Genomic DNA, 25,361 nt, shown 5'->3' with positions numbered 1-25,361 from the left:
TATGAAGACATTGACATTAGCCGAGTTGGCGACAATTACCGGGGGTGAGCTATTTGGTGACGAGTCTCTCGTTGTAAGCCGCGTAGCTCCAATGGATAAAGCACAAGAAGGTGATGTGACCTTCTTGTCTAACCCAAAATACGCAAAACACCTTTCTGAGTGCAAAGCGACAGTTGTGATGGTGAAAGCCGATCACAAAGATCAATGTGTGGGTAACGCATTGGTTGTGGCTGACCCTTACATTGCTTTTGCTCGAGTAGTACAAGCAATGGACACCACTCCGAAGCCAGCTGACGAGATCGCACCAAGTGCCGTTATCGCAGCAGACGTGAAGATGGGTACTAACGTAACTATCGGTGCAAACGCAGTGATTGAAACGGGTGTAGAGCTGGGCGACAACGTAAGTATTGGCGCAGGTTGCTTTATCGGTAAAAACGCAAAGCTAGGTAACAACACTAAGCTTTGGGCTAATGTGACTATCTATCATGAAGTATCAATGGGCGATGACTGTCTAGTGCAATCTGGCACAGTCATTGGCTCTGATGGTTTCGGATACGCAAACGACAAAGGCGAGTGGATCAAAATCCCTCAGTTGGGTTCAGTGCGTATCGGTAACCGCGTTGAGATTGGTGCGTGTACTACGATTGACCGTGGTGCACTTGAAGATACCATCATTGAAGACAACGTAATTCTTGATAACCAACTTCAAATCGCTCATAACGTGCAGATCGGATATGGTACCGTGATGCCAGGTGGTACTATTGTTGCGGGCAGTACGAAAATTGGTAAGTACTGTCAGATCGGCGGCGCGTCGGTTCTGAATGGCCACATCACGATTGCAGATGGCGTAGCTATCACCGGTATGGGCATGGTTATGCGCAGTATCGAAGAGAAAGGTCTGTACTCATCAGGCATTCCACTGCAAACCAACCGAGAGTGGCGCAAGACGGCGACTCGAGTTCACCGCATTGACGAGATGAACAAACGTCTGAAAGCTGTTGAGAAACAGCTGGAAACGAAAGAAGAATCTTAGTTCCACATTCTGAACAAAGACTCGCGAAATGCGGGTCTTTTTCTTCTATAATGACGCGCTATAAGTAGATTTATCACCAAGCTGGTATACACTTTGCAGGCGATTACTGCATAAGTGGCATTTGCCGCTGCCTTGCCATCTTGGTTGTTGAGAATTGATATAGGAAGACGACTTTGACTACTGAAAAGAAAACGATGAACATCTCTGAAATTCAAGAGCTACTACCTCATCGCTACCCATTCTTATTGATCGACCGTGTGATTGACTTCCAAGAAGAGAAGTACCTTCACGCAATTAAAAATGTGTCGGTTAACGAACCTCAGTTCACAGGTCACTTTCCACAGCTACCAGTATTCCCAGGCGTATTGATCCTGGAAGCGATGGCTCAGGCGACAGGCCTACTTGCATTTAAATCATTTGGTGCACCGACGGAAAACGAACTGTACTACTTCGCAAGTGTTGACGGTGCTAAGTTCCGTAAACCAGTAGTACCAGGCGATCAAATGATTATTGAAGTAGAATTTCTGAAAGAGCGTCGTGGCATTGCTGCATTCAGCGGTGTGGCAAAAGTTGACGGCGAAGTGGTATGTTCAGCTGAGCTGAAGTGTGCTCGTCGAGAGTTTTAATATGATTCATGAAACCGCTAAAATCCACCCAGCTGCGGTGGTAGAAGAAGGCGCGAAAATTGGCGCTAACGTGACCGTTGGTCCTTTCACTTACATCACCTCTACGGTGGAGATTGGTGAAGGCACAGAAGTGATGTCTCACGTAGTGATCAAAGGCCACACCAAAATTGGTAAAGATAACCGCATTTTCCCACATGCTGTGATTGGTGAAGAAAACCAAGACAAGAAGTACGGTGGCGAAGATACAACTGTGGTTATCGGTGACCGTAACGTGATTCGTGAAGCGGTTCAGGTTCACCGTGGTACGGTTCAAGATAAAGCAACAACAGTGATTGGTGACGACAACCTGCTTTGTGTAAATGCACACATCGCACACGACGTTATCGTTGGTAACCATACTCACATTGGTAACAATGCGATTCTTGGCGGTCACGTAACCGTTGATGACCATGCAGGTGTGATGGCGCTTTCTGCGATTCATCCGTTCTGTACGGTTGGCGCTTACGCTTACGTTGGCGGCTGTTCTGCTGTTGTTCAAGACGTACCAGCATACGTACTTGCTCAAGGTAACCACGCAACACCATTTGGTTTGAACTTGGTTGGCTTGAAGCGTAACGGTTTCGAAAAACCAGAAATTCGTGCGCTACAAAAAGCGTACAAAGAAATCTACCGTTCAGGTAAGACTCTGGAAGAAGTGAAGCCAATCCTAGCTGAAATGGCACAAGAGTGGCCTGCAGTGAAACGTTTCTCAGATATTCTGGAAACAACGGAACGTGGCATTATTCGTTAATCAACGAATGAGCGGTTAAATTGAAAAGATCGCGCCCAAATTGGGCTGCGGTCTTTTTGTGTTTTATGGATAACGGTTTGTAAGCTGCGAATTGTGCGGCTACTGCGGTTTATGTGGATACATAGTTTATCGTTTAGCTTAAATCGTTACCCATAGCGCACAGGAAAAATAGCGAAGTAGATATGGAAAGACCATTACGTATCGGCATCATTGCCGGAGAACTGTCTGGCGACACGCTAGGTGAAGGCTTTATCAAAGCGGTAAAACAGCAATACCCAGACGCAGAGTTTGTTGGTATTGGTGGCCCTAAAATGATCGCGCAAGGCTGCGAGTCTCTGTTCGATATGGAAGAACTTGCCGTGATGGGCCTAGTGGAAGTGCTGGGCCGCTTGCCAAGACTACTGAAAGTTAAAGCGCAACTTGTTAAGTATTTCACTGAGAATCCACCAGATGTTTTCATCGGAATCGACGCTCCAGATTTTAACTTACGAGTTGAGCTAGACCTGAAAAATGCTGGCATCAAAACTGTGCATTACGTAAGCCCGTCCGTTTGGGCATGGCGTCAAAAGCGCATCTTTAAAATTGAAGCAGCGACTAACCTAGTACTGGCATTCTTACCGTTTGAAAAAGCGTTCTACGATAAATTCAACGTGCCTTGTGAATTCATTGGCCACACATTGGCTGATGCCATTCCGCTGCAATCAGACAAAGCGCCTGCACGTGAGATACTCGGTTTAGAGCAAGATAAGCAATGGTTAGCGGTACTTCCGGGTAGCCGTGGCAGTGAGTTGAAAATGCTCTCTCAGCCATTTATCGAAACGTGTAAGAAATTGCACCAGAAATTCCCCGATCTTGGCTTCGTCGTAGCGCTAGTAAACCAGAAACGTCGCGAACAATTCGAGCAAGCGTGGAAAGAGCATGCACCTGAGCTTGATTTCAAACTGGTGGACGATACTGCACGCAACGTGATTACCGCTTCAGATGCCGTGATGTTGGCGTCTGGCACCGTTGCGTTAGAGTGTATGTTGCTCAAACGCCCAATGGTGGTGGGTTACCGTGTTAATGCTGTAACGGCATTCCTTGCTAAGCGACTATTGAAAACCAAATACGTGTCGCTGCCGAACATTTTGGCTGACACCGAACTTGTAAAAGAATACCTGCAAGATGATTGCACGCCGGACAATTTATTCGACGAAGTGTCTCGCTTACTAGAGAGCGACAACCGAGAAATGTTGGATAAGTTTACTGAAATGCATCATTGGATTCGTAAAGATGCGGATCAACAAGCCGCGAATGCGGTTCTAAAACTGATTAATAAATAGAGATTTACCATGGCTGTAAAACCAAAAACGACCAAAGCAAAAGTAGAACTACCACCGTTTGAATACCCGCAAGGCTATCAGCTGGTTGCAGGTGTCGATGAGGTAGGGCGTGGTCCTTTGGTGGGTGATGTTGTTACCGCAGCGGTCATCTTAGATCCAAACAACCCAATTGAAGGTTTGAACGATTCTAAAAAGCTGAGCGAGAAAAAGCGCCTTGCACTGTTGCCAGAAATCAAAGAGAAAGCCTTAGCATGGGCGGTAGGCCGTTGTTCTCCTGAAGAGATTGATGAGCTAAACATCCTGCAAGCGACCATGGTTGCCATGCAACGTGCAATCGCCGGTTTGAAGGTACAGCCAGACCTTGCGCTTATCGATGGCAATCGCTGCCCGCAGTTGCCAATGGATTCTCAAGCGGTGGTGAAGGGTGACTTGCGCGTAGCGGAAATCAGTGCGGCTTCTATCATTGCCAAAGTGGTTCGTGACCAAGAAATGGAAGAGTTGGATAAACAATATCCGCAATTTGGTTTTGCTAAGCACAAAGGTTATCCAACCAAAGCGCACTTTGAAGCGATTGAACAACATGGTGTGATCGGTGAACATCGTAAGAGCTTCAAGCCCGTGAAGAAAGCGCTCGGCATCGAAGAATAAAGCAAAGTAATAGAATGGGCATTTCGGTGTTATAAACCACGCCCGCTTTAGGTTAGAATCCCAATCAAGATATAGTTTTACGGTACCTGTTAATGTCAGATCCCAAGTTCATTCACCTAAGAATCCACAGTGATTTCTCTATGGTGGATGGTATCAACAAAGTTCCACCGCTCGTTAAGAAAGTCGCCGAACTCGGTATGCCTGCAATGGCGCTGACCGATTTCACTAACCTGTGTGGTTTGGTGAAATACTACGGCACCGCACACGGCAGTGGTGTGAAGCCAATCATCGGTGCAGACTTCAAAATGCAATCGGATGAGTTTGGTGAGGAGCTGACGCAATTAACGTTACTCGCAGCAAACAACGAAGGTTATAAAAACCTGACTTTGCTGATCTCAAAAGCTTACCTTCGTGGTCATGTACAGCACCAACCGGTGCTCGACAAAGCTTGGTTGGCAGAACTATCAGAAGGTTTGATCGTTCTTTCAGGCGCGAAAAACGGTGAAATCGGTAAAGCATTGCTAAAAGGCAACCGTAAAGTTGTCGACAGTTGTGTCGAGTTCTACAACCAATACTTCCCAGACCGCTTCTACCTAGAATTGGTTCGTACTGGTCGTCCAGATGAAGAAACTTACCTGCACTTTGCGATTGAATTGGCAGAAGAGGTTGAGCTGCCAGTTGTCGCAACCAACGAAGTTGTTTTCATCAGTGAAGACTTATTTGACGCCCATGAAATCCGCGTTGCGATCCACGATGGTTACACCCTAGAAGATCCGCGTCGTCCAAAGAACTACAGCCCAGAACAATACCTGCGTACTGAAGAGGAAATGTGCGAGCTGTTTGCCGACATTCCGGAAGCGTTAGAAAACAGTGTTGAAATTGCCAAGCGTTGTAACGTGACAGTACGTTTGGGTGAATACTTCCTTCCAGCCTTCCCAACCGAAGGTATGGAAGAGACCGACTTCTTGGTCATGAAGTCTCGCGAAGGCCTGGAAGAGCGTCTAGAGTTCCTGTTCCCAGATGAGGAAGAGCGCAAGCAACGTCGTCCTGAATACGATAATCGTCTGCAAATCGAACTCGACGTAATCAACCAAATGGGATTCCCTGGTTACTTCTTGATCGTAATGGAGTTCATCCAGTGGTCGAAAGACAACGCGATTCCGGTAGGTCCGGGTCGTGGTTCGGGTGCGGGTTCTTTGGTGGCATACGCACTGAAGATCACCGACCTTGACCCATTGGAATACGACCTTCTATTTGAACGTTTCTTGAACCCAGAACGTGTATCCATGCCCGATTTCGACGTCGACTTCTGTATGGATAAGCGTGACCAAGTAATTGACCACGTTGCGGAAATGTATGGCCGTGATGCGGTATCTCAGATTATCACCTTTGGTACCATGGCGGCGAAAGCGGTAATCCGTGACGTAGGCCGTGTACTTGGCCACCCGTTTGGCTTTGTTGATCGTATTTCAAAATTGGTTCCGCCTGATCCGGGCATGACGCTAGAGAAAGCGTTCAAAGCTGAGCCTGCACTTCCTGAGTTGTATGACGCAGATGAAGAAGTGAAAGAGCTTATCGACATGTGTCGCCTCCTTGAAGGTTGTACACGTAATGCCGGTAAGCACGCGGGTGGTGTTGTAATCTCACCAACCACCATTACAGACTTCGCGCCGATTTATGCTGACTCGGAAGGCCACTTCCCGGTTACTCAGTTCGATAAGAACGACGTTGAAACGGCCGGTCTGGTTAAGTTTGACTTCTTGGGTCTGCGTACCCTAACCATCATCGACTGGGCGTTGGGTCTGATTAACCCGCGTCTAGAACGTGAAGGCAAAGATCCTGTTCGCATCGAATCGATTCCACTGGATGATGCGGCGTCATTCCGTTTGCTGCAAAACTCAGAAACCACTGCGGTATTCCAGCTTGAATCGCGCGGTATGAAAGAGCTGATTAAGCGTCTGCAACCGGACTGTTTTGAAGACATCATCGCATTGGTGGCACTGTTCCGCCCAGGACCGCTTCAGTCGGGCATGGTAGATAACTTTATCGACCGTAAGCACGGTCGTGAGGCGATCTCTTATCCTGATGAAAAGTGGCAACACGAATCGCTTAAAGAGATTCTGGATCCGACTTACGGCATCATCCTGTATCAAGAACAGGTAATGCAGATCGCACAGGTACTGTCTGGCTACACCCTTGGTGGTGCGGACATGCTTCGTCGTGCGATGGGTAAGAAAAAACCGGAAGAGATGGCGAAACAGCGTGCTACCTTCGAAGAGGGTGCAATTGCCAACGGCGTCGATGGCGAGTTGGCGATGAAGATCTTCGACTTGGTAGAGAAGTTCGCGGGTTACGGCTTTAACAAATCTCACTCGGCAGCCTACGCACTGGTTTCGTACCAAACGCTATGGCTGAAGATGCACTATCCAGCGGAATTCATGGCAGCGGTAATGACTGCCGATATGGATAACACTGAGAAAGTGGTTGGCTTAGTTGACGAATGTTTCCGCATGAAGCTCACCGTGCTTCCGCCTGACATCAATGCCGGCTTGTACCGCTTTAACGTAGACGAGAATGGCGCGATTGTTTATGGCATCGGCGCGATTAAAGGTGTGGGTGAAGGTCCAATCGATGCGATCTTGGAAGCGCGCAACAAAGGCGGTCACTTCATCGACCTATTTGATTTTTGTGCGCGAATCGACCTGAAAAAGGTCAACAAGCGCGTTATCGAAAAACTGATTTACGCGGGCGCACTCGACAGGCTCGGTCCACACCGTGCGGCATTAATGGCATCGCTCAACGATGCGGTGAAAGCAGCAAGCCAACACCACCAAGCGGAAGCCTTTGGTCAAACCGATATGTTCGGTGTTTTGACTGATGCGCCAGAAGAGGTGGAACACAAATATACTCAGGTGCCAGCATGGCCAGAGAAAGTATGGTTAGAGGGTGAACGTGAGACGCTCGGTTTATATTTGACCGGCCACCCAGTTAACGCATACATAAAGGAACTAAATAAGTACGTTAGTTGTCGACTAAAAGACGCAACCCCAACTCGTCGCGATCAATCCGTGACAGTAGCGGGCTTGGTAATTGCAGCTCGTGTGATGACAACCAAACGTGGTACGCGAATCGGCATCATGACTCTGGACGATCGAAGCGGTCGAATGGAGGTGATGTTGTTCTCGGATGCGCTCGATAGGTATGCAGAACTTCTCGAAAAAGATAAAATTCTGGTGGTTTCTGGACAGGTCAGCTTTGATGACTTCAACGGTGGCCTTAAAATGTCGGCGCGTGAAGTTATGGATCTGGGTACTGCACGTGAAAAATACGCACGTGGTTTGTCGGTATCTATTGATGCTAACCAGATCAACGATAAATTCTTTGAACAATTTACGCGTATTTTAGAACCGCACAAAGCCGGAACCGTACCTGTCAATGTATACTACCAGCGTGCCGACGCCAGAGCGCGGTTAACATTGGGCACCGAATGGCGAGTAACGCCAACTGATACATTGCTAGACGATTTAAAACAGTTACTTGGTAAAGGCCAAGTAGAACTCGAATTTAACTAAAAAATTCAGCGCAATACGTAAGACGCTGAGTCAAAAAGGATTCATAGATGAGCCTAAACTTTCTTGAATTTGAAAAGCCAATTGCAGAACTAGAAGCAAAAATTGAAGCGCTACGCGACGTATCTCGTCACGGTGGTGATTCTGCGGTTGACCTTGATAAAGAAATCGAACAGCTTGAGAAAAAGAGCCTAGAACTTAAGAAGAAAACCTTCAGCAATCTAGGTGCATGGGAAACAGCTCAACTGGCTCGTCACCCTTTACGTCCGTACACACTGGATTACATCAAGCACGCTTTTGATGAATTTGATGAACTAGCGGGTGACCGCGCGTTTGCTGACGACAAAGCGATCGTTGGTGGTATTGCTCGTCTTGAAGGTCGTCCAGTGATGATCATTGGTCACCAGAAGGGCCGTGAGACCAAAGAAAAAGTAAAACGTAACTTTGGTATGCCTAAACCAGAAGGTTACCGTAAAGCGCTACGTTTGATGGAAATGGCAGAGCGTTTCAACATGCCTATCATCACTTTCATCGACACAGCAGGTGCATACCCAGGTGTTGGCGCAGAAGAGCGTGGCCAATCTGAAGCGATCGCAACTAACCTTAAAGTTATGTCTGGTCTTAAAGTTCCAGTAATCTGCAACGTTGTTGGCGAAGGAGGTTCAGGCGGTGCACTTGCAATCGGTGTAGGTGACTACGTGAACATGCTTCAGTACTCAACGTACTCAGTAATCTCTCCAGAAGGTTGTGCGTCAATCCTATGGCGTGATTCAGACAAGGCACCACAAGCAGCAGACGCGATGGGCCTAACCGCTCCACGTCTGAAAGAGCTTGAGCTTATCGATGAAATCATCGAAGAGCCACTAGGCGGTGCGCACCGTGACCACGTTCAAATGGCTGCAAACATGAAAGCAAACCTGCTTCGTCAGCTAGAAGACTTAGAACAACTGGATCACGAAACGCTACTTGAGCGTCGTTACCAACGTCTAATGAACTACGGTTACTGCTAATTACAGCTGTCGTTAGGCGCTAGCTGAATTCTCGCTAGATTACAGATAAAATAGAAAGGGTTGGGCATACGTCCAACCCTTTTTTGTTTCTATCGGATGATTTATGGAATCGCTTTACTCGCAATTTGCTCAAGTTCTTGATCGTTATTACCAATCAGGCACCAAGATTGTCTTGGCGTTTAGTGGTGGGGTGGATTCGCGTTTATTACTCGAGCTGCTTAGCCGTTATCGCCAAGCGCATTCGATAGACAATCAAACAGCAGGCTCTAAATCTGTTAGCTGTCATGCGGTGTACGTACATCATGGTTTGAGTACCAATGCGGACGACTGGGCAAACCAATGTTTAATTTGGGCTCAGCAAGCAGGAATTTCGTGTTCGGTTGAGCATGTGAACTTAGACATCAATAGTGGTGAAAGCATTGAGTTGTTGGCGCGTGAAGCACGTTACCAGGCCTTAGCAAAGCATATCCAAATGGGTGACTTATTGCTGACAGGGCAACATGCCGATGACCAAGTGGAAACCTTCTTGTTAGCACTTAAACGGGGCAGCGGACCAAAGGGGTTATCATCAATGGCTGAAAGCATGCCGTTTGCTGGTGGCACATTAGTTCGCCCATTGCTGGCCGTTAAGCGAGAGCAAATCGAAGCAGCAGCCAGAGAGCAAAAACTGGATTGGGTAGAAGACGAAAGCAACCAAGATATTCGTTACGACCGTAACTTCCTACGTCATCGTATAGTGCCAGAACTTTCTGAACGTTGGCCGAGCATCCATCAAGCGGTGCAGCGCAGTGCGAGTTTGTGCGCGCAGCAAGAAGCCTTGCTAGATGAGTTACTTAGCGGAGTGTTTGAGCGTGCTTTACAAAGTGATTTGAGTCTGAGTATTGAAGAGTTAGCTACGCACAGTGAACTGGCTCGTGCGCGATTGGTGCGTATGTGGCTGGCTAAGCTAGATGCCAATATGCCAACCCAAGTGCAACTCAATTTAATTTGGAATGAAGTCGGATTGGCACAGCAAGATGCTAACCCTAAGCTGCAACTTAAGCAGGGTGAAGTTCGCCGTTTTCACAATCGCCTTTATTGGGTAACTGAAACGGCCAATGTCACGACGTGGCAGAGTGCTATTCAAACCGATACGGCTTTGGTATTGCCTGAGCGACTCGGAGAGCTCACTTTGAGTACCAGTTCAGAGAAAGCTACCATTGCCTTACCGCCTCAACCTGAACTTCTCAGGGTGACGTTTAATCCTGAAGGACTCTCTGCGCACCCAACTACGCGTAATCACAGTCGTAAGCTGAAAAAATTGTTTCAGGAGTACAATGTGCCGAGTTGGCTGCGCCGCCAGATCCCGATTCTGATGTACCAAGATCAGGTGGTGGCGGTCGGCGATTTGTTTGTTGATCAAGCCTTCAGTGGTCAAGATTGTGAACTTATCTGGCGCAAGTCGTTGTAATTCATGCCACAATGTCGATTATAAAATATAAAAATCCTTAAATAAGAATCGATTAGGTGAAGCAATGAAGAAAACAATCATGGGCGCAATGATGGCGCTAACCATGTTAAGTGGGCAAGCTCTGGCGGCAGGTGATGTAGCCGCAGGGCAAGCAAAAGCAGGCGTATGTGCTGCTTGTCATGGCGCGGATGGTATCGCGGTGATTCCTGGCTACCCAAACCTGAAAGGTCAGAATGAGCAATACATCGTAAGTTCAATCAAAGCGTACAAAGCGGGTCAACGCACTGGTGGCCTTGCCGCAGTGATGCAAGCGCAAGCTAATCTACTGTCAGACGAAGATATCGCAAACTTAGCAGCATACTACGCAAGCTTGAAGTAAGCGCGGGTATAACCCAGATAAAGATTTAGACCAAGCCAGAGCCAGTGCTCTGGTTTTTTCGTTTCGGGCATACAGGATTGCTGACTGCGCGACTTTGTTACATTCATCCGCAAATAAATTCCACCAGTGTCAGGATTTTCAGGTGCTTGGTGACAACAAGGATTGAATGTTGTGAGACGCTAACCGATAATATGCGCAAACGATTGAAGCTTAAGGGATGAACATGAAAAAGATTGAAGCGATTATCAAGCCATTCAAATTGGATGATGTTCGAGAAGCATTGGCTGAAGTAGGCATTACAGGGATGACCGTCTCTGAAGTGAAAGGCTTTGGTCGTCAGAAAGGTCACACTGAACTGTACCGCGGTGCTGAGTACATGGTGGATTTCCTTCCTAAAGTGAAGCTAGAAATCGTTGTGACAGAAGATGTTGCAGACAAGTGTGTAGAAACCATCATTGAAACGGCGCAAACTGGTAAGATTGGTGACGGTAAGATCTTCGTAACCGACGTAGAGCGCGTAGTACGTATCCGTACGGGTGAAGAAGACGAAGACGCGATCTAATCTTTATCCAGATAGATATAAGATTTCACTACAGCATGTGGTGAAAATTTGAGTAAGCTAAAAGGGAGCCGAGAATGGCTCCTTTTTTATTGCTCGTATTTTTGATTCCATTTTATTTTTGCATTCAGGTAGGTCTATGTATCAGCGTTTAGCTTTTGCGTTAGTTTTTCTCATTATCGCTGGGTTTGTGAGTTTTCAGGTGATCTTTACTGTGCCAGAACAACCACAGATTGTTACTCAAACAGGGACGAACATTACTCAAGATATCCGCTGTATGGAGTTTAATAAGCCACAAGCGATTGATAAGAATGGTGAGCTTAACGTTTTGGTATGGAACATCTATAAGCAAAACAGAGACAACTGGCAACAAGCGCTCGATGCTTTCTCTGCCAATAAACAGCTGTTGCTTTTACAAGAAGCCAGTTTGACCGATGAGTTTAAAAACTGGCTGGTGGAAGGCCATTGGATGAGCAACCAAGTAAGCGCGTTTAAGGCACTAGGAAGTGGTGCAGGGGTAATCAGTATTGCGCAGAAAGAGCCAATTCGTGCTTGCGCATACACTACTAAAGAGCCATGGCTGCGTTTGCCAAAGTCGGCTCTATACAGCAAGTATCAACTTAGCAATGGCGAGACTCTAGCTGTGGTAAACATTCATGCGATTAACTTTACCGTCGGAACTGAAGAGTACACTTCACAGTTGTCTGGTTTAGAAATAGTTCTAAAAGAGCACAAAGGCCCAATTTTGTTTGCGGGAGATTTCAATAGCTGGAGTGAGGACCGCGTTAAAGCAATGAAGACGGCTCTCCAAAAGGCAGACCTACAAGAAGCGAAGTTCAGTCAAGATAACCGCACTCAGTTTATTACCGGATTACCACTCGACCACGTCTTTTACCGAGGTCTGACCCTCAAAAACGCGAAAGCGCCGCAGAGCGACGCTTCCGATCATAATCCATTATTGGTGTCGTTTACGCTTAACGACCAGTAAGGGCTCTTATGAACTCGCTTAAATGGCTTAAGCAATAACGATGTACAACGCCCAAATCACGTAAAACGCAATCCAAGGCAGGCTCGAAATCACAAGAGCCTGTCCACGTTCAAACTCTGTCCAAGTCAGAACCACACCGTACCCAAGTACAATGTACCAAGGCAAAAGCAGCGGTAATGAGCTAGCAAAATGTGACCATTCATTGGTGAGTGGCAGTTTTAACAAACCATTTAGGCTGTTTAAATCCGCCGCGTACGTCATTACCTGACCGTGTTTCAGTAACAGGCTCGCATAGCTTGCGATGTCGCCTAGTACCGCTGGGAATAAGATTGCAGAAGCCGCCGCAAACCATTTCCAGTAACCGTATTGTTGTTTGCTTGCTTTCGTCGCTAGGAAGAACCACAGCGCCAAAAGCAGCAGAGTTGCAAAGCGGTTAAACACATCATTGATGATCGCACTTGCCATCAGCGTGTTTGGCTCCAACAGCTCAATCTGCTTAGGATCTACCTGTTGGAATTGAGCCGTTAATTGTTCACTTAGCCAAGTGAAATCCACATTCGAGAAGTAGGCACCCCAGAATAGGAATGGACTGAGCATCAAAAAGATGAACGGTTGCCATCCCCAGCCCCCACGCTGATACAGCGCCAAGAAGCAAGATGTTGGAGAACGAAAAATATCCAACAACATTACAAGCGGGTTACTCGATGGGTTCATACACTTACCTTAGTTACGTCAACATACAACTTAAGCTTCTGACCTGGTTTCAGGTACTTCTGCTTTTGAAGAGAATTCCATTTCACGATGTCGTTGCTCTTCACCTTAAACTTGCTCGCGATGCCGCTGATGGTGTCACCAGAACGCACGTCATAGAATACTGTGCGAATGACTGCGCCTTTGTCTGAGTTTTTCCAGATCACCAGTTTTTGGCCAACGCGCAAGGTGTCTTTTGGTCCCATGCCGTTCCATTTTGCCAGGGACTTATGAGAAACCTTGTTCTCTTTTGCGATAGACCACAAGCTCTCGCCAGATTGCACAACGTGAGTCAGTTTGAATTGACCGCGAGCTCGAGATTGCGTTTTGTTAAGGCGATTTTCCGCAGTAAGCGCGTACTTAGCATCGTCTTTTGTTGACGTTGGGATCATTAGGTACTGACCAACGCGAATATTGTTGTTTTTTAGGCCGTTAGCACGTTGGATAACTTTCGTTGTCGTACCGTACTTCTGAGCCAATACGCTGAGTGAGTCACCAGACTTCACTTTGTAGCGTGCGACCTTCATGCCTTTACCACGGTTCTTCTTCACCTGAGCAAGAAACTGATCCTTTTTCTCGATAGGAATAAGAAGCTGATGCGGGCCATTCGGTGCTGTCGACCATTGGTTGTAAGCCGGGTTGTAACCTTGCAGCTCTTTAACACCAATGCCTGCGTAATCTGCCGCAATCGCGAGATCCAATTGTTCTTTTGGATCGACTTGCGTAAGCACAGGTTTGTTCGGGATCGGTGGAATGTCGATGCCGTACTTATCTTGGTTCGCGATGATGTCTGCAAGTGCAAGTAGCTTAGGAACGTAACTGCTGGTCTCTTTTGGAAGATCTAGAGAGAAGAAGTCCGTAGGTTTACCTAGCTTTTTGTTCTTACGAATCGCGCTTGAGACACGACCGCCACCACTGTTGTAAGCAGCAATCGCTTGGTCCCAGTTACCGTCAAAGCGCTTGCTTTGTTGCTCTAGGTAATCAAGTGCTGCATCCGTCGCTGCATACACATCACGACGACCGTCGTACCAATAGTTCTGCTCTAGGCCCATCATCTTGCCGGTGCCAGGAACGAACTGCCAAAGACCTGCCGCACTACCGTGTGAGTACGCGAATGGGTCAAATGAGCTCTCTACGATAGGTAGAAGCGCTAATTCCATTGGAAGACCACGTTCTTCAATGCGTTTTGTAATCATGTACAAAAACGGCTGTGCACGCTCAGAAACGGTGCGCAGGTGGTTAGGGTGCTTCAGATACCATGTACGGTAGTAAGCGACTTTCTTGTTGTCTGGGATGTCCATTTCAAGCTGCATGCCGATACGACGCCATACATCTTCTTGTTCCTGAGGAGAAAGGGTTTTCGGCGTCTCTTTAGCAGGTTTCTTCGCTATCGATTGCTTTTTCTCGGAGTCCGCTTGAGCCGCGTCTTGTTTTACCGCTTGCTCGGACTTATTGGTTTCTGGTGTTGGTGTGTTTGTTGAATCTGACTGTGTCAATTGACAGCCAGAAAGTAGTAACGCCAACGCCCAACTGTACTTTAAACGCATGGATTCAGCCTATTTAGGGCCTGTTTATCTTCTCCTGCCTGTCGCGCAGCTAAGGTGCGTGGCAGTCGCAAGATAATAGACATCTTGTAACACTAACTAAGGGTAGGGCGCGAAAGCCGCTACTTTTATGCGATTGGGTGAAATACAAACAGCTTTATATCAGCCCCAAACGCAATAGAAGCGCCAGAGGCGCTTCTATGAAAATCAGCTCACGATAATACTTGCGTCGAGCAAAGTTACAAGCAGAAATTGGTTAAAATTCGTTCTTCCACTCACGTAAAGCTGTAAAAACCGAGCATGGGTCGCTATTTTCGATACGGTTTGTTACAGATTTTATGACCTCTGCGTTGGTTGCACGCAGGAATGGGTTGATTAACTTCTCTTTGCGAAGCGTGGTAGGAATAGTTGGAATGTTTAATCCGCGTAGTCGGTTTACGTCATCACGGTACTGACGTAAGTGCTCATTGTCTGGCTCAACCGCTAGGGCAAAGGCTACGTTACTTGCGGTGTATTCGTGCGCGCAGAACACGTCGGTCTCTTCTGGGAGCTTCATAATTTTGCTTAGTGACTCGAACATTTGCTCTGGTGTGCCTTCAAAAATACGACCGCAACCTGCAGAGAACAGCACATCACCACAGAACAACTTACCGTCACCAGCGTAGCCGATGTGACCAAGCGTGTGACCCGGCAAACCTAGCACCATGAAGATTTCTCCGAAAAGCTCAAGCTTATCGCCTTCTTCCATGGCATTGGTCAATGTTGGGATAGGTTCCGCTTTTGGCCCAACAACAGAAACATGAGGAAAAGCATGAACTAAATCTGGAACGCCACCAATGTGATCGTTGTGGTGGTGCGTAATTAAGATCGCTTCTAAAGTTAACTCGTTAGCCTGCAAATATTCTAACACTGGCTTAGCATCGCCCGGATCGACCACGGCACATCGCTTGTCGCTATTTTGTATCAGCCAGATGTAATTATCATTAAATGCGGGTATGCTTTTGATCTCTAACACGATTCGTTCTCCGTCACCCTTTATATAGTCAGGTGGTTAATGAAACCAGCACTCAGCAACAAAACTTTACAGCACCCGTCGACTTGGTCAGACATGAACAATGGGCCGTGGGTACTTGAGTCAATCCAAACCCGACTCGATGAGTGGTGTCCGAAGCTGTTCGGTTACCACATGTTGAAATTGGGTGGCTTGAGCTGTGAGCTAACCAGCTGTAGTTGTAACATTCAACACCAAGTCAACGTAGATATCCAGAACCCGTTGCATAATGTCATCGCAGATGGTTACGAATTACCCTTTTTAGAAAAAAGCTTTGATGTTGTGGTGCTTGCTCATCAGCTTGACTATGCAAGTGATCCCCATCGACTGCTGCGCGAAGTTGATCGCGTCATGATGGATGATGGTTATCTTATTATTACGGGGTTCAATCCGATCAGTCTCACTGGGTTAGCGAGTTTATTGCCTTGGCGAAGAAATAATTTGCCATGGAGTGGTCGCATGTTCACGGTGAACCGGATTAAAGATTGGTTAGGGGTATTGAACTACCAAGTGATTCACTGCGATCGCTATGCGCTGTTTCCAATGACGCGTTACAAAACCATGTGGACGTGGTTAGAGAACAGTTTGGGTGATTGGGCATCACCGGCGGGGAGCTTGTACTATATCGTGGCTCGTAAACGAACGTACCCTCTCAAGCCTATCAAGCCGCATTGGCGCTTAAAGAGAAAGCTAACACCACTTGGCGTGATGAACAGAGAGGGCAGTGCTGTGAAAAAGGTCTCAAGCAGTAAAAACTAAGATGCTTGGTAACCCGTATCTTCTTCGGTTGGGTTCTCTGCGGCTGTGCGCGCTAGCTCATCACAGATTTCATTCTCACGATGGCCTGCGTGGCCCTTAACCCAATGCCAATCTACTTTATGGCGAGCGGTTTCTTTATCCAATGCTTGCCATAAATCGGCATTTTTCACTGGCTTCTTATCTGCCGTTTTCCAGCCACGTTTTTTCCAGTTATGAATCCATTGCGTAATGCCTTGGCGCACGTACTGGCTATCCGTTGTTAACGTCACTTGGCATGGCTCTTTTAGCGTTTGCAATGCCACCACTGCAGCCAACATTTCCATGCGGTTATTGGTCGTCAGCGTGTAGCCTTTCGCTAGGGTCTTTTCCGTTTGTTTGTAACGCAGCACAATGCCGTAACCGCCAGGGCCTGGATTGCCTAAACAAGATCCGTCAGTGAAAATCTCAACGTGTTTGGTCATATTTTTGGTACTATTAGCCGAAACATTTAATAAAGCATAGTCTGACACACATAACCTTATGAATACCAGCAGCAATTCTGAACATAATCGTATTGTCGTTCTCGATACCGAAACCACGGGTATGAACCTAGAAGGCGGCCCGCACTACATGGGTCACCGCATCATCGAAATTGGTGCCGTGGAGATCATCAACCGTAAGCTGACTGGTCGTCACTTTCACGTTTACTTAAAGCCTGACCGTGAAATCCAACCAGACGCGATTGGAGTCCACGGTATTACGGATGAATTCTTGGTCGATAAGCCAGAATACTCTGCCGTACACCAAGAGTTTCTAGACTTCATTAAAGGCGCCGAGCTTGTTGCCCACAACGCGCCCTTCGATACCGGCTTCATGGATTACGAGTTTGAAATGCTCAATCCAAGCATCGGTAAGACGGATGATTACTGTAAGGTGACCGATACCCTTGCCATGGCGAAGAAAATCTTCCCGGGCAAGCGAAACAACCTCGACGTATTGTGTGAACGCTATGGCATTGATAACTCACACCGTACTCTCCACGGGGCATTGCTCGATGCGGAGATTCTAGCCGACGTTTACCTCCTAATGACGGGTGGTCAAACAAGCCTAGAATTTAATGCCAATAAAAAAGATGGCGAAGCCGAAGGCATTCGTCGTGTTGAAGGAAGAAAAGCGCTAAAGGTTTTGCGTGCAACTGCCGATGAAGTAGAAGCACACCAGAAAAGACTCGAACTGGTGAACGACAGTATTTGGTAGTAAATAGGAGAGACTATGTTGAGGGCTTTGTCAGTCGCTATTTTAGCGTTCTGGAGTTGTTTCGCGTTTGCCGCGAGCGAGTCCGCCATGTCTTTGTTAGATAACCGCTTTCGTGTCGATCCCACTATCGAACAGATTACTTTTTTGGTTTATCGTGAACAGAGCTCTCAGCCTGTCGTCCTTGTCCGCCCTGACGGTAAAAAGTATTACGCTTGGGGCACCTACGACAACGTTCGTTGGTATCAAGAATCTTCCCTCGATATTATTTCGATAGATAAACCCATGCCAGGTCCGTGGCAGGCTGTCGGAAAAGTCACCCCGAAAAACAACATTCGTCTGATCTCACACTTAAAGCTCAGCACTGATGTGTTCCCAAATCGCCTTTATCAGAATGAAGCCCTCAAGTTCACCGCACGTTTGACTTCAGACGATAAGCCGCTCGTACTGCGTGACTTCCTAGACCGCGTAAATCTGCGCGTCACCTTCACTAAGTTTGTAGAAAACGAAGACGAACTGATCAAAGAAGCGCGTCCCGTACCTATGGTGATTGGCGAGTTTGCTGATGATGGCCGTGGGCTAGATGAAAAAGCTGGCGACGGTGTGTTTACCGTTCAACTGCCAATTGATATCGAGCCGGGTAAATACCGTGCACGTATTACGTCGGGCAATGGCGTATTTTTGCGAGCACAGGAACAAGTGGTACTGGTGTACCCATCGCCAATCACACGCACCTTTATTCAAGCACGTCATGCAGACCAACCACACCAGTTGGTGGTCAGTGGTGAGCAAGGTATGATCACGCCGGGATCCATTGCGGTGAATGTAGAGCAAGAAGCACCAGACGGTTTCATCAGCTACAGCCAAGGTCAAGTGTCTGCTGACGGCACCAAAACCACGCTTAATATGGATAACGATCCAGAGTTAGGTAAGTACTCATGGCATGGTGAAGTCTTTGCCACAGACCTAGCAACCAAGCGCTCATTAGTCTTCCCAATCAAAGAACAGTCATTTAGCGTCGTTGATGAAGTGGATCTTGAAGCTGCGCGCTTAGCGAAAGAAGCGGAGATCGCCGAGCAACGCCGCATCGAAATGGAAAAACGCATCATCGCCGAACGTGAAGCCGAACGTAAGCGCAGCATGATCATCATTGCCATCGGCAACGTGATTGCATTGATTCTGGTGATTCTATTCTGGATTATCTGGAGCAAGCTCAAAGCCAAACGCCAAGCCATGCCAGAGATGCAGTTGGAAGTGCCTAAGAAGTAGGGCGCAGAATTTAGATTATAGAACGGAGCCGATTGGCTCCGTTTTACTTTCTATGACGCATCTAATTTTGTGACACTCTTGGCGAAGGTTATGAATATCGGTTCGATTTGCAAAATCATTCGTGATATTCACTAAGTGGGTTAAAGCTGATTTGAGTGTGTGAAAGCTTTAAGCTCCAAATCTCAAAGAAGCTAGGTGACTAGGAGGTCTCTTATGAAGTACAAAAAACGTCAGGCATACAAATACAACCTTCATTCCGAAGAACAGATTGAAACCGGTATCACCCTCGCACAGCCTTTCGATAGCCCGTTTCTGAGTCTATCTGAGCAAGGGGTGCTGACGATTAAGAAAGGTTACTCATGGGATGGAGCGAGTGGCCCGGCGATTGATACCAAGAACATCCTCAAAGCGTCTTTGGTGCATGACGCGTTGTATCAGCTCATGAGGGAGGAAATATTGCCGCAAAGCAGTCGAGAGCAAGCGGATAGGCTTCTGCGTCAAATATGTCTTGAACATGGTATGTCGAACTTTAGAGCGACGTACATCTATTACGGAGTAAGAGTGTTTGGCGGATGTTTTTCCAAGTCGGATCTCTTATCTGCCTAGTTAAGCTCTCTTGGTAAGTAGATTCTGAATCACGTTCGTTCCTCACTGTTCAGAATGACGGAAATCTAGAAACACTGTGCGTGTAGTAACCTGATAATTCAAAGTAAACCGTCATTCTAGCGAGCCCCAGCGAGACTAAGAATCTATTGTTAGCACGCTGGGGCGTTTGTTCCTTCACCCTCCACAGAGTGCTCGGCAGTAGGTTCTAGTACGCACACACAATCACTTTGCTGTTCCTTTACGTATCTATGTTAGACTCACGCCATCAGCTATATGAATGACTTCTCATTTGTTTACCTGAGGGCAGCAATTGGGCTGCTGTATTCTTATTAAAGGCACAAAAATGAGCAAATTAACTTCAGCTGAACGTAAAGCACGTGACAACGAACGTTTCTCTCAACGCGTGAGTGAACGCCGTGAAAAAGGTGAAGATGTCGTTGCGTACGCATTGGCGAACAAAAAAGCGGTGAAGTTCCTGACCAAGTCAGAGAAGAAAGCATTGAACGAACGCAAAGCGACACTTCAAGAAGAACTTAAGCTGAAAGAGCAGGAAGAACTGCGCAGAATTGAACAGTCGTTTATCGTTGAAGACAATAACGAACAATAAACGCTTCTTTGCTAACACCGTGTTGTGCTTAGCAGAGATTCAATAAAAAACGGGAGCCTCGGCTCCCGTTTTGCTTTCCTACTTATCGTCTAAGCGATCATTCGCTCAAGCGACGTTTTCCATCTGAGGGTAAAGCGGCTTTGCGGCCAATAGCTCTGGCTCAAAATCGTCTACGTTGATGGTGTCTAGGCGGTGTTGCTCCGCTTCTCTCAGCAAATCAGCTTCTTCTTGAGTAATCACGCCTTGCTCTAGACCTTCTTGAGCAATCATATCCAGACGTAGGAATGGACGGCGTTTACCTTGCGCTTTACATACCTTGTCAAACACAGGCTCAGCTTGAAGAATCACAGACAGTGCCAGCTCAATCTTACCTGCTGCGTTGTGTTCTGTTGGTTCTAGGTACTGACCTCGACCAATACGTGAACGTGTTGCACTTGGCGTTTGTAGAATACGAGCGACTTTGCTGTCTAGCTTATCACTTGGCGCTTTGCGTACACGACCGAATGGCATGATTAACACGCGCAGTGCACGACCAATCACTTTGTTTGGGAAGTTCGCTAGGAACTCATCAATCGCCGCTTCAGTTTGCTTCAAGCTGTCTTGCAAGCCCCAGTGTACTAGTGGCAAATCTTCAACAGGACGACCATCTTGCTCGAAGCGTTTTAGCGTAGCAGAGCCAAGGTATAGTTGGCTTAGAATGTCGCCAAGACGTGCTGACAAACGCTCTTTACGTTTCAACGAACCACCCAGTACCGCCATTGAGATATCCGATAACAGAGCAAGGTTTGCACTGTAGCGGTTCAATTGTTGGTAGTAACGCTTGGTCGCGTCTTTGGTTGGTGATGAAGAACCTAGACCGTCACTTAGACCAAACCAAATACTGCGAACGAGGTTACTCATGGTGAAGCTCACGTGACCCGCTAGTGCTTTGTCGAACTTCTCAACGGCATCGCCCGCGTCAGAATATGCTGCGTTCATCTCTTCAAGAACGTAAGGGTGACAACGAATCGCGCCCTGACCGAAGATGATCATTGAGCGAGTTAGGATGTTCGCACCTTCTACCGTTACCGCGATTGGTGCACCTTGGTAACCACGCGCTAGGAAGTTAGAAGGGCCCATACAGATCCCCTTACCGCCTACGATATCCATTGCGTCGATGATGCTTTGTTGGCCACGATGCGTACAGTGGTACTTCACGATAGCCGAGATAACCGAAGGTTTTTCACCTAGGTCGATACCTGCCACGGTTAAGTTGCTCGCTGCATCCATTACGTAGGCGTTACCACCTAGACGTGCTAATGGCTCTTCCACACCTTCCATGTGGCCGATAGGTTGTTTGAACTGACGACGAATGCGTGAGTAAGCGCCTGTTGCCATAGCCGCTGTTTTGATGCCGCCTGTTGAGTTTGAAGGTAGCGTGATACCACGACCAACCGATAGACACTCAACCAGCATACGCCAGCCTTGGCCTGCCATTTTTTCACCACCGATGATGAAGTCCATCGGTACGAAGATGTCTTTACCGCGAGTTGGACCGTTTTGGAATGGTACGTTAAGCGGGAAGTGACGGTTACCGATCTCAACGCCTTTAAGGTCAGTTGGGATTAGAGCACAAGTGATACCAAGATCTTCTTGATCGCCAAGCAGGCCTTCTGGGTCGCGCAGTTTGAATGCAAGACCAAGAACCGTTGCGACAGGTGCTAGAGTGATGTAACGCTTGTTCCATGTAAGACGCATACCAAGGACTTCTTCACCTTGCCATTCGCCTTTACATACCACGCCGTAATCTGGAATAGAACCCGCATCTGAACCTGCTTCTGGGCTAGTCAGTGCGAAACATGGGATCTCTTTACCTTCTGCTAGGCGAGGTAGGTAGTAATCTTTTTGTTCTTCAGTACCGTAGTGTTGCAATAGCTCACCTGGGCCTAATGAGTTAGGTACACCAACGGTTGACGACAGTACGCCAGAAACACCAGTCAGTTTTTGCAGTACCAAAGATTGCGCGTACGCTGAGAATTCTAGGCCACCGTATTTCTTCTTGATGATCATGGCGAAGAATTTGTTGTCTTTCAGGTATTGCCATACTTCTGGTGGTAGATCGGCCAATTCGTGTGTTACTTGGAAATCACTCACCATGGCACACACTTCGTTTACTGGGCCATCTAGGAAGGCTTGCTCTTCTTTGCTCAGCTTAGGCGCTTTAATTGCGTGAAGTTTTTGCCATTCAGGTTTGCCTTTGAATAGCTCGGCTTCCCACCACACTGTACCTGCGTCCAATGCTTCTTTCTCGGTTTGAGACATAGCAGGCAGGACTTTCTTAAACATCACCAGTGCTTTGCGGCTAATGAGGGATTGGCGAATGCCAGAAACCGCGAACACTGCAACGGCAAGAACGTAAAGTGCCCAGCCAATAAAGCCAACTGAGCCTGCGATTGTCAGTGCTAGCATGGCAGCAGTTAGCAAGCTGACGGATTTCACGAGTGACATTCTGTGGTAAAGCGTAATGCCTAATACAACTGTCATCGCTACGATTGAGAGCAAGATGTCCATATGTTTTTTCCTTTTCAGACTTTAATTATGTTGTACGTCTGTATTTTGGTAAGAGGTCTAACCAGTACTGTAAGTGTAATCAAAATATTAAATAAATGTAAATTCTGAGATTGGGCAAAAAGTGATCTAAGTAGAGTTAAAATTCTAAAGTTGAGAGTTGGGTGATGATTTCGTAAGCAAGTTAACAAGTTTATTACCGTGATAAATCCAAATCTGTTGCTTCGCTATCGACACTAATTCTCGTTTGTGGGTAAACTCAGAGTAATGAACTGTCCGGTGTGAATTTCACATCAGAACAATTTGCCAAGCGAGAGGCTCAACCTCACTGCTGTGGCCGAGATAATAAAGAGAACGTCTTATGTACCAAGATCTGATTAGAAGTGAATTAAACGAAGCTGCTGAAGTTCTGAATAAGTTTTTAAGTGATGACCACAACATCGCGCAAATCGAAGCGGCAGCGAAAATGATTGCTGACTCATTCAAGCAAGATGGTAAAGTGTTGTCGTGCGGTAACGGTGGTTCTCACTGTGACTCTATGCACTTTGCAGAAGAGCTAACAGGTCGTTACCGTGAAAACCGCCCAGGTTACGCTGGTATTGCTATTTCAGATCCAAGCCACCTTTCTTGTGTAAGTAACGACTTTGGTTACGATTTCGTATTCTCTCGTTACGTAGAAGCAGTAGGTCGCAAAGGTGACGTTCTGTTTGGTTTGTCGACTTCTGGCAACTCAGGCAACATCTTGAAAGCGATTGAAGCGGCACAAGCGAAAGGCATGAAGACGATCGCGTTAACGGGCAAAGATGGCGGTAAAATGGCAGGTCTTGCAGACATCGAGATCCGCGTACCACACTTTGGCTACGCAGACCGTATCCAAGAAGTGCACATTAAGATCATTCACATCATCATTCAGTTGATCGAAAAAGAGATGGAATAAGATTTACAACTAAGCCGAATACTGGCTTAGTTGTGTTTTAAGGTAAGGAGTTCGTTAAACCATGTGTGAATTGCTCGGCATGAGCGCAAATGTTCCTACAGATATTTGTTTCAGTTTTACAGGCTTGATGCAGCGCGGTGGTCGCACTGGCCCGCATCGTGATGGTTGGGGGATCACTTTCTATGAAGGAAAGGGGTTCCGTACTTTCAAAGATCCCAACCCAAGTTGTGACTCTCAGATTGCTGAATTGGTGCAAAACTACCCGATCAAAAGTCGTGCTGTAGTGAGCCATATTCGTCAAGCTAACCGAGGTGGTGTGAATCTCGAAAACACCCATCCGTTTACGCGTGAGCTTTGGGGGCGTTACTGGACATTTGCACACAATGGTCAACTGACCGATTACCAAGATTTGCACACAGGGCGTCATCGTCCGGTGGGTCAAACGGACAGTGAAATGGCGTTTTGCTGGCTCTTAAAGCAGATGGAAGATAAGTTTCCTGAACCTCCTCAGGATATGGAAGCGGTCTTTATCTATGTTGCAAAGTGCTGCGACAAACTGAAAGAGAAGGGCGTGTTTAACATGCTGCTCAGCGATGGTGAGTTTGTGATGACTTACTGTACCAACCACTTGTACTGGATCACGCGTCGTGCTCCATTTGGTAAGGCTGCGCTGTTGGATGAAGATGTAGAAATCAACTTCCAAGAAGAGACAACGCCAAACGATGTGGTTTCTGTGATTGCAACTCAACCGCTTACTGGCAATGAAACATGGCATCGCATGAAGCCGGGCGAGTACGGTTTGTTCCATGTTGGTGAATTGGTGCTGAATAACGCTGAAGCGTTAGCGGATGTTCCGTTTGCCGCGCCGAAACCGGGTAATCAAGCGCCGACCGAACCGTTGGAGTGATGGTTTTCTCGCAGTAAAACATTCGAATAAAACAAAAGGCAGCTTGATGGCTGCCTTTTTGCGTTTGGTGTTTGGAATTAAGAGTTACTCGGCTGCGTAGCCGTGCGCACCTAGCTCAAAACCATCGAGATACGCTTTGCCCTCGGTCATCGATAATCGCCCGTCGACTAACCACTTAGTCACCATTGGGTAGATGTTGTGCTCTTGAGTCTGAACGCGTGCGGCGAGTGCGTCGGCATCATCGTCTTCAAATACCGGTACTTTAGCTTGCAGCACAACAGGACCGCCGTCTAATTCTTCTGTGACAAAGTGAACGCTGGTGCCGTGCTCTTTGTCTCCGGCATCAATAGCACGCTGGTGGGTGTGTAAACCCGGATACTTAGGCAATAGAGAAGGGTGGATGTTGATCATCTTACCCAGATAATGGGAAACAAACGCACTGCTGAGAATACGCATGTAGCCCGCCAGTACAATCACATCTGGTTGGTATTCATCAATTTGCTTCATCAGTTCGGCATCAAAGTCTTCACGAGACTCAAATGCTTTAGGATCGACAAAGTGACCATTCACATCAAACTGTTTTGCACGCTCCAAACCGTAGGCATCAGCTTTGTTAGAAAAAACCGCTGCCACTTGTGCGTTTGGCATGTTGGCTTCACAGGCTTCAAGTATTGCTTGTAGGTTACTGCCGTTACCCGAAATGAGGACCACTATGTTTTTCATGATATTGAGACTGCCTTGATACTGTAGGTTTGACGTGCGTAATCACTAAATTAC

At 47.1% G+C, this 25,361-nt stretch carries 24 protein-coding genes; 18 read left to right on the top strand and 6 right to left on the bottom strand.

What is annotated here, in order from left to right:
* Window position 1: 1 nt before the first annotated feature.
* The 11 genes from lpxD to QTO06_RS15530 all read left to right on the top strand — a co-directional run bounded on the left by lpxD (window position 2) and on the right by QTO06_RS15530 (window position 12,374).
* On the top strand, window positions 2-1,033 hold the full coding sequence (lpxD, locus tag QTO06_RS15580; RefSeq protein ID WP_005430236.1) for a UDP-3-O-(3-hydroxymyristoyl)glucosamine N-acyltransferase: 1,032 nt from the start codon (window positions 2-4) through the stop codon (window positions 1,031-1,033).
* Window positions 1,034-1,206: 173 nt separating this feature from the next.
* A complete protein-coding gene (gene fabZ, locus QTO06_RS15575; protein ID WP_005430234.1) occupies window positions 1,207-1,659 on the top strand; it encodes a 3-hydroxyacyl-ACP dehydratase FabZ in 453 nt (150 codons plus the stop codon).
* A 1-nt stretch (window position 1,660) separates the two neighbouring features.
* Window positions 1,661-2,449, top strand: coding sequence for an acyl-ACP--UDP-N-acetylglucosamine O-acyltransferase (gene lpxA, locus QTO06_RS15570; protein ID WP_331408810.1), 789 nt, complete (start codon window positions 1,661-1,663; stop codon window positions 2,447-2,449).
* 182 nt (window positions 2,450-2,631) lie between these two features.
* Window positions 2,632-3,771 carry a lipid-A-disaccharide synthase gene (lpxB, locus tag QTO06_RS15565; RefSeq protein ID WP_331408809.1) on the top strand — a complete coding sequence of 380 codons (1,140 nt, stop codon included), beginning with the start codon at window positions 2,632-2,634 and terminating at the stop codon, window positions 3,769-3,771.
* A 9-nt stretch (window positions 3,772-3,780) separates the two neighbouring features.
* On the top strand, window positions 3,781-4,419 hold the full coding sequence (rnhB, locus tag QTO06_RS15560; protein ID WP_331408807.1) for a ribonuclease HII: 639 nt from the start codon (window positions 3,781-3,783) through the stop codon (window positions 4,417-4,419).
* 92 nt (window positions 4,420-4,511) lie between these two features.
* The gene (dnaE, locus tag QTO06_RS15555; RefSeq protein WP_331408806.1) at window positions 4,512-7,991 is read left to right on the top strand and encodes a DNA polymerase III subunit alpha; all 3,480 of its coding nucleotides are present in this window, start codon (window positions 4,512-4,514) and stop codon (window positions 7,989-7,991) included.
* Window positions 7,992-8,038: 47 nt separating this feature from the next.
* Window positions 8,039-8,998, top strand: a complete 960-nt coding sequence (gene accA, locus QTO06_RS15550) for an acetyl-CoA carboxylase carboxyl transferase subunit alpha (RefSeq protein ID WP_331408805.1) — start codon at window positions 8,039-8,041, stop codon at window positions 8,996-8,998.
* A 103-nt stretch (window positions 8,999-9,101) separates the two neighbouring features.
* Entirely contained in the window at window positions 9,102-10,448 is a 1,347-nt protein-coding gene (gene tilS, locus QTO06_RS15545; protein WP_331408804.1) for a tRNA lysidine(34) synthetase TilS, read from the top strand.
* A 64-nt stretch (window positions 10,449-10,512) separates the two neighbouring features.
* Window positions 10,513-10,827: a c-type cytochrome gene (locus QTO06_RS15540; protein WP_331408802.1), complete on the top strand. Its 315-nt coding sequence runs from the start codon at window positions 10,513-10,515 to the stop codon at window positions 10,825-10,827.
* A gap of 223 nt (window positions 10,828-11,050) precedes the next feature.
* Window positions 11,051-11,389 (top strand): nitrogen regulatory protein P-II, encoded by a 339-nt coding sequence (gene glnB, locus QTO06_RS15535; RefSeq protein WP_005436810.1) that lies wholly within the window; start codon window positions 11,051-11,053, stop codon window positions 11,387-11,389.
* Window positions 11,390-11,525: 136 nt separating this feature from the next.
* Window positions 11,526-12,374: an endonuclease/exonuclease/phosphatase family protein gene (locus QTO06_RS15530; RefSeq protein ID WP_331408800.1), complete on the top strand. Its 849-nt coding sequence runs from the start codon at window positions 11,526-11,528 to the stop codon at window positions 12,372-12,374.
* A gap of 27 nt (window positions 12,375-12,401) precedes the next feature.
* Here the strand turns inward: QTO06_RS15530 and QTO06_RS15525 are convergent, their stop codons facing one another.
* The 3 genes from QTO06_RS15525 to gloB all read right to left on the bottom strand — a co-directional run bounded on the left by QTO06_RS15525 (window position 12,402) and on the right by gloB (window position 15,683).
* Window positions 12,402-13,088 carry a YIP1 family protein gene (locus tag QTO06_RS15525; RefSeq protein ID WP_005430220.1) on the bottom strand — a complete coding sequence of 229 codons (687 nt, stop codon included), beginning with the start codon at window positions 13,086-13,088 and terminating at the stop codon, window positions 12,402-12,404.
* Window positions 13,085-14,671 carry a lytic transglycosylase gene (locus QTO06_RS15520; protein ID WP_331408799.1) on the bottom strand — a complete coding sequence of 529 codons (1,587 nt, stop codon included), beginning with the start codon at window positions 14,669-14,671 and terminating at the stop codon, window positions 13,085-13,087. The genes QTO06_RS15525 and QTO06_RS15520 overlap by 4 nt, the downstream gene beginning before the upstream one ends.
* 253 nt (window positions 14,672-14,924) lie before the next feature.
* On the bottom strand, window positions 14,925-15,683 hold the full coding sequence (gene gloB / locus QTO06_RS15515) for a hydroxyacylglutathione hydrolase (RefSeq protein WP_331408798.1): 759 nt from the start codon (window positions 15,681-15,683) through the stop codon (window positions 14,925-14,927).
* A gap of 39 nt (window positions 15,684-15,722) precedes the next feature.
* Here gloB and QTO06_RS15510 point away from each other — a divergent pair, with 39 nt between their 5' ends.
* Window positions 15,723-16,478, top strand: coding sequence for a class I SAM-dependent methyltransferase (locus tag QTO06_RS15510; protein WP_005436820.1), 756 nt, complete (start codon window positions 15,723-15,725; stop codon window positions 16,476-16,478).
* On the opposite strand, the gene rnhA is transcribed toward QTO06_RS15510, so the two are convergent.
* Window positions 16,475-16,939: a ribonuclease HI gene (gene rnhA, locus QTO06_RS15505; RefSeq protein ID WP_005533940.1), complete on the bottom strand. Its 465-nt coding sequence runs from the start codon at window positions 16,937-16,939 to the stop codon at window positions 16,475-16,477. The two genes, QTO06_RS15510 and rnhA, sit on opposite strands and share 4 nt — an antisense overlap.
* Window positions 16,940-16,997: 58 nt before the next feature.
* Between rnhA and dnaQ the strand changes: the two genes are divergently transcribed.
* From dnaQ to QTO06_RS15485, 4 genes are all read left to right on the top strand, one after another.
* Window positions 16,998-17,714 carry a DNA polymerase III subunit epsilon gene (gene dnaQ / locus QTO06_RS15500; RefSeq protein ID WP_005433192.1) on the top strand — a complete coding sequence of 239 codons (717 nt, stop codon included), beginning with the start codon at window positions 16,998-17,000 and terminating at the stop codon, window positions 17,712-17,714.
* Window positions 17,715-17,729: 15 nt separating this feature from the next.
* A complete protein-coding gene (locus QTO06_RS15495; RefSeq protein WP_208445267.1) occupies window positions 17,730-18,980 on the top strand; it encodes a TIGR03503 family protein in 1,251 nt (416 codons plus the stop codon).
* A 213-nt stretch (window positions 18,981-19,193) separates the two neighbouring features.
* Entirely contained in the window at window positions 19,194-19,586 is a 393-nt protein-coding gene (locus tag QTO06_RS15490; RefSeq protein ID WP_331408797.1) for a DUF1353 domain-containing protein, read from the top strand.
* Between the two features lie 343 nt (window positions 19,587-19,929).
* Window positions 19,930-20,193 (top strand): hypothetical protein, encoded by a 264-nt coding sequence (locus QTO06_RS15485; protein WP_047481390.1) that lies wholly within the window; start codon window positions 19,930-19,932, stop codon window positions 20,191-20,193.
* A gap of 105 nt (window positions 20,194-20,298) precedes the next feature.
* On the opposite strand, the gene fadE is transcribed toward QTO06_RS15485, so the two are convergent.
* Entirely contained in the window at window positions 20,299-22,743 is a 2,445-nt protein-coding gene (gene fadE, locus QTO06_RS15480) for an acyl-CoA dehydrogenase FadE (RefSeq protein WP_331408796.1), read from the bottom strand.
* 358 nt (window positions 22,744-23,101) lie between these two features.
* On the opposite strand from fadE, the gene lpcA reads away from it, so the two are divergent.
* Window positions 23,102-23,677 (top strand): D-sedoheptulose 7-phosphate isomerase, encoded by a 576-nt coding sequence (lpcA, locus tag QTO06_RS15475; protein WP_005436835.1) that lies wholly within the window; start codon window positions 23,102-23,104, stop codon window positions 23,675-23,677.
* 61 nt (window positions 23,678-23,738) lie between these two features.
* Window positions 23,739-24,584, top strand: a complete 846-nt coding sequence (locus tag QTO06_RS15470; protein ID WP_038891862.1) for a class II glutamine amidotransferase — start codon at window positions 23,739-23,741, stop codon at window positions 24,582-24,584.
* Window positions 24,585-24,668: 84 nt separating this feature from the next.
* Here the strand turns inward: QTO06_RS15470 and purN are convergent, their stop codons facing one another.
* Window positions 24,669-25,307 (bottom strand): phosphoribosylglycinamide formyltransferase, encoded by a 639-nt coding sequence (gene purN, locus QTO06_RS15465; protein ID WP_039986299.1) that lies wholly within the window; start codon window positions 25,305-25,307, stop codon window positions 24,669-24,671.
* Window positions 25,308-25,361 lie beyond the last annotated feature (54 nt).

This window comes from Vibrio sp. M260121 (genome assembly GCF_036533715.1).
GTDB lineage: Bacteria > Pseudomonadota > Gammaproteobacteria > Enterobacterales > Vibrionaceae > Vibrio.
The sequence above is the reverse complement of the archived record's forward strand: the minus strand, read 5'-3'. Positions and strand labels throughout refer to the sequence as shown.

Excerpts from the sequence above, each read along its gene's own strand:
- lpxD (WP_005430236.1), top strand. The coding sequence starts at position 2 with ATGAAGACATTGACATTAGCCGAGTTGGCGACAATTACCGGGGGTGAG.
- lpxA (WP_331408810.1), top strand. The coding sequence starts at position 1,661 with ATGATTCATGAAACCGCTAAAATCCACCCAGCTGCGGTGGTAGAAGAA.
- lpxB (WP_331408809.1), top strand. The coding sequence starts at position 2,632 with ATGGAAAGACCATTACGTATCGGCATCATTGCCGGAGAACTGTCTGGC.
- rnhB (WP_331408807.1), top strand. The coding sequence starts at position 3,781 with ATGGCTGTAAAACCAAAAACGACCAAAGCAAAAGTAGAACTACCACCG.
- dnaE (WP_331408806.1), top strand. The coding sequence starts at position 4,512 with ATGTCAGATCCCAAGTTCATTCACCTAAGAATCCACAGTGATTTCTCT.
- accA (WP_331408805.1), top strand. The coding sequence starts at position 8,039 with ATGAGCCTAAACTTTCTTGAATTTGAAAAGCCAATTGCAGAACTAGAA.
- tilS (WP_331408804.1), top strand. The coding sequence starts at position 9,102 with ATGGAATCGCTTTACTCGCAATTTGCTCAAGTTCTTGATCGTTATTAC.
- QTO06_RS15540 (WP_331408802.1), top strand. The coding sequence starts at position 10,513 with ATGAAGAAAACAATCATGGGCGCAATGATGGCGCTAACCATGTTAAGT.
- glnB (WP_005436810.1), top strand. The coding sequence starts at position 11,051 with ATGAAAAAGATTGAAGCGATTATCAAGCCATTCAAATTGGATGATGTT.
- QTO06_RS15530 (WP_331408800.1), top strand. The coding sequence starts at position 11,526 with ATGTATCAGCGTTTAGCTTTTGCGTTAGTTTTTCTCATTATCGCTGGG.
- QTO06_RS15525 (WP_005430220.1), bottom strand. The coding sequence starts at position 13,088 with ATGAACCCATCGAGTAACCCGCTTGTAATGTTGTTGGATATTTTTCGT.
- QTO06_RS15520 (WP_331408799.1), bottom strand. The coding sequence starts at position 14,671 with ATGCGTTTAAAGTACAGTTGGGCGTTGGCGTTACTACTTTCTGGCTGT.
- QTO06_RS15510 (WP_005436820.1), top strand. The coding sequence starts at position 15,723 with ATGAAACCAGCACTCAGCAACAAAACTTTACAGCACCCGTCGACTTGG.
- rnhA (WP_005533940.1), bottom strand. The coding sequence starts at position 16,939 with ATGACCAAACACGTTGAGATTTTCACTGACGGATCTTGTTTAGGCAAT.
- dnaQ (WP_005433192.1), top strand. The coding sequence starts at position 16,998 with ATGAATACCAGCAGCAATTCTGAACATAATCGTATTGTCGTTCTCGAT.
- QTO06_RS15495 (WP_208445267.1), top strand. The coding sequence starts at position 17,730 with ATGTTGAGGGCTTTGTCAGTCGCTATTTTAGCGTTCTGGAGTTGTTTC.
- QTO06_RS15490 (WP_331408797.1), top strand. The coding sequence starts at position 19,194 with ATGAAGTACAAAAAACGTCAGGCATACAAATACAACCTTCATTCCGAA.
- QTO06_RS15485 (WP_047481390.1), top strand. The coding sequence starts at position 19,930 with ATGAGCAAATTAACTTCAGCTGAACGTAAAGCACGTGACAACGAACGT.
- fadE (WP_331408796.1), bottom strand. The coding sequence starts at position 22,743 with ATGGACATCTTGCTCTCAATCGTAGCGATGACAGTTGTATTAGGCATT.
- lpcA (WP_005436835.1), top strand. The coding sequence starts at position 23,102 with ATGTACCAAGATCTGATTAGAAGTGAATTAAACGAAGCTGCTGAAGTT.
- QTO06_RS15470 (WP_038891862.1), top strand. The coding sequence starts at position 23,739 with ATGTGTGAATTGCTCGGCATGAGCGCAAATGTTCCTACAGATATTTGT.
- purN (WP_039986299.1), bottom strand. The coding sequence starts at position 25,307 with ATGAAAAACATAGTGGTCCTCATTTCGGGTAACGGCAGTAACCTACAA.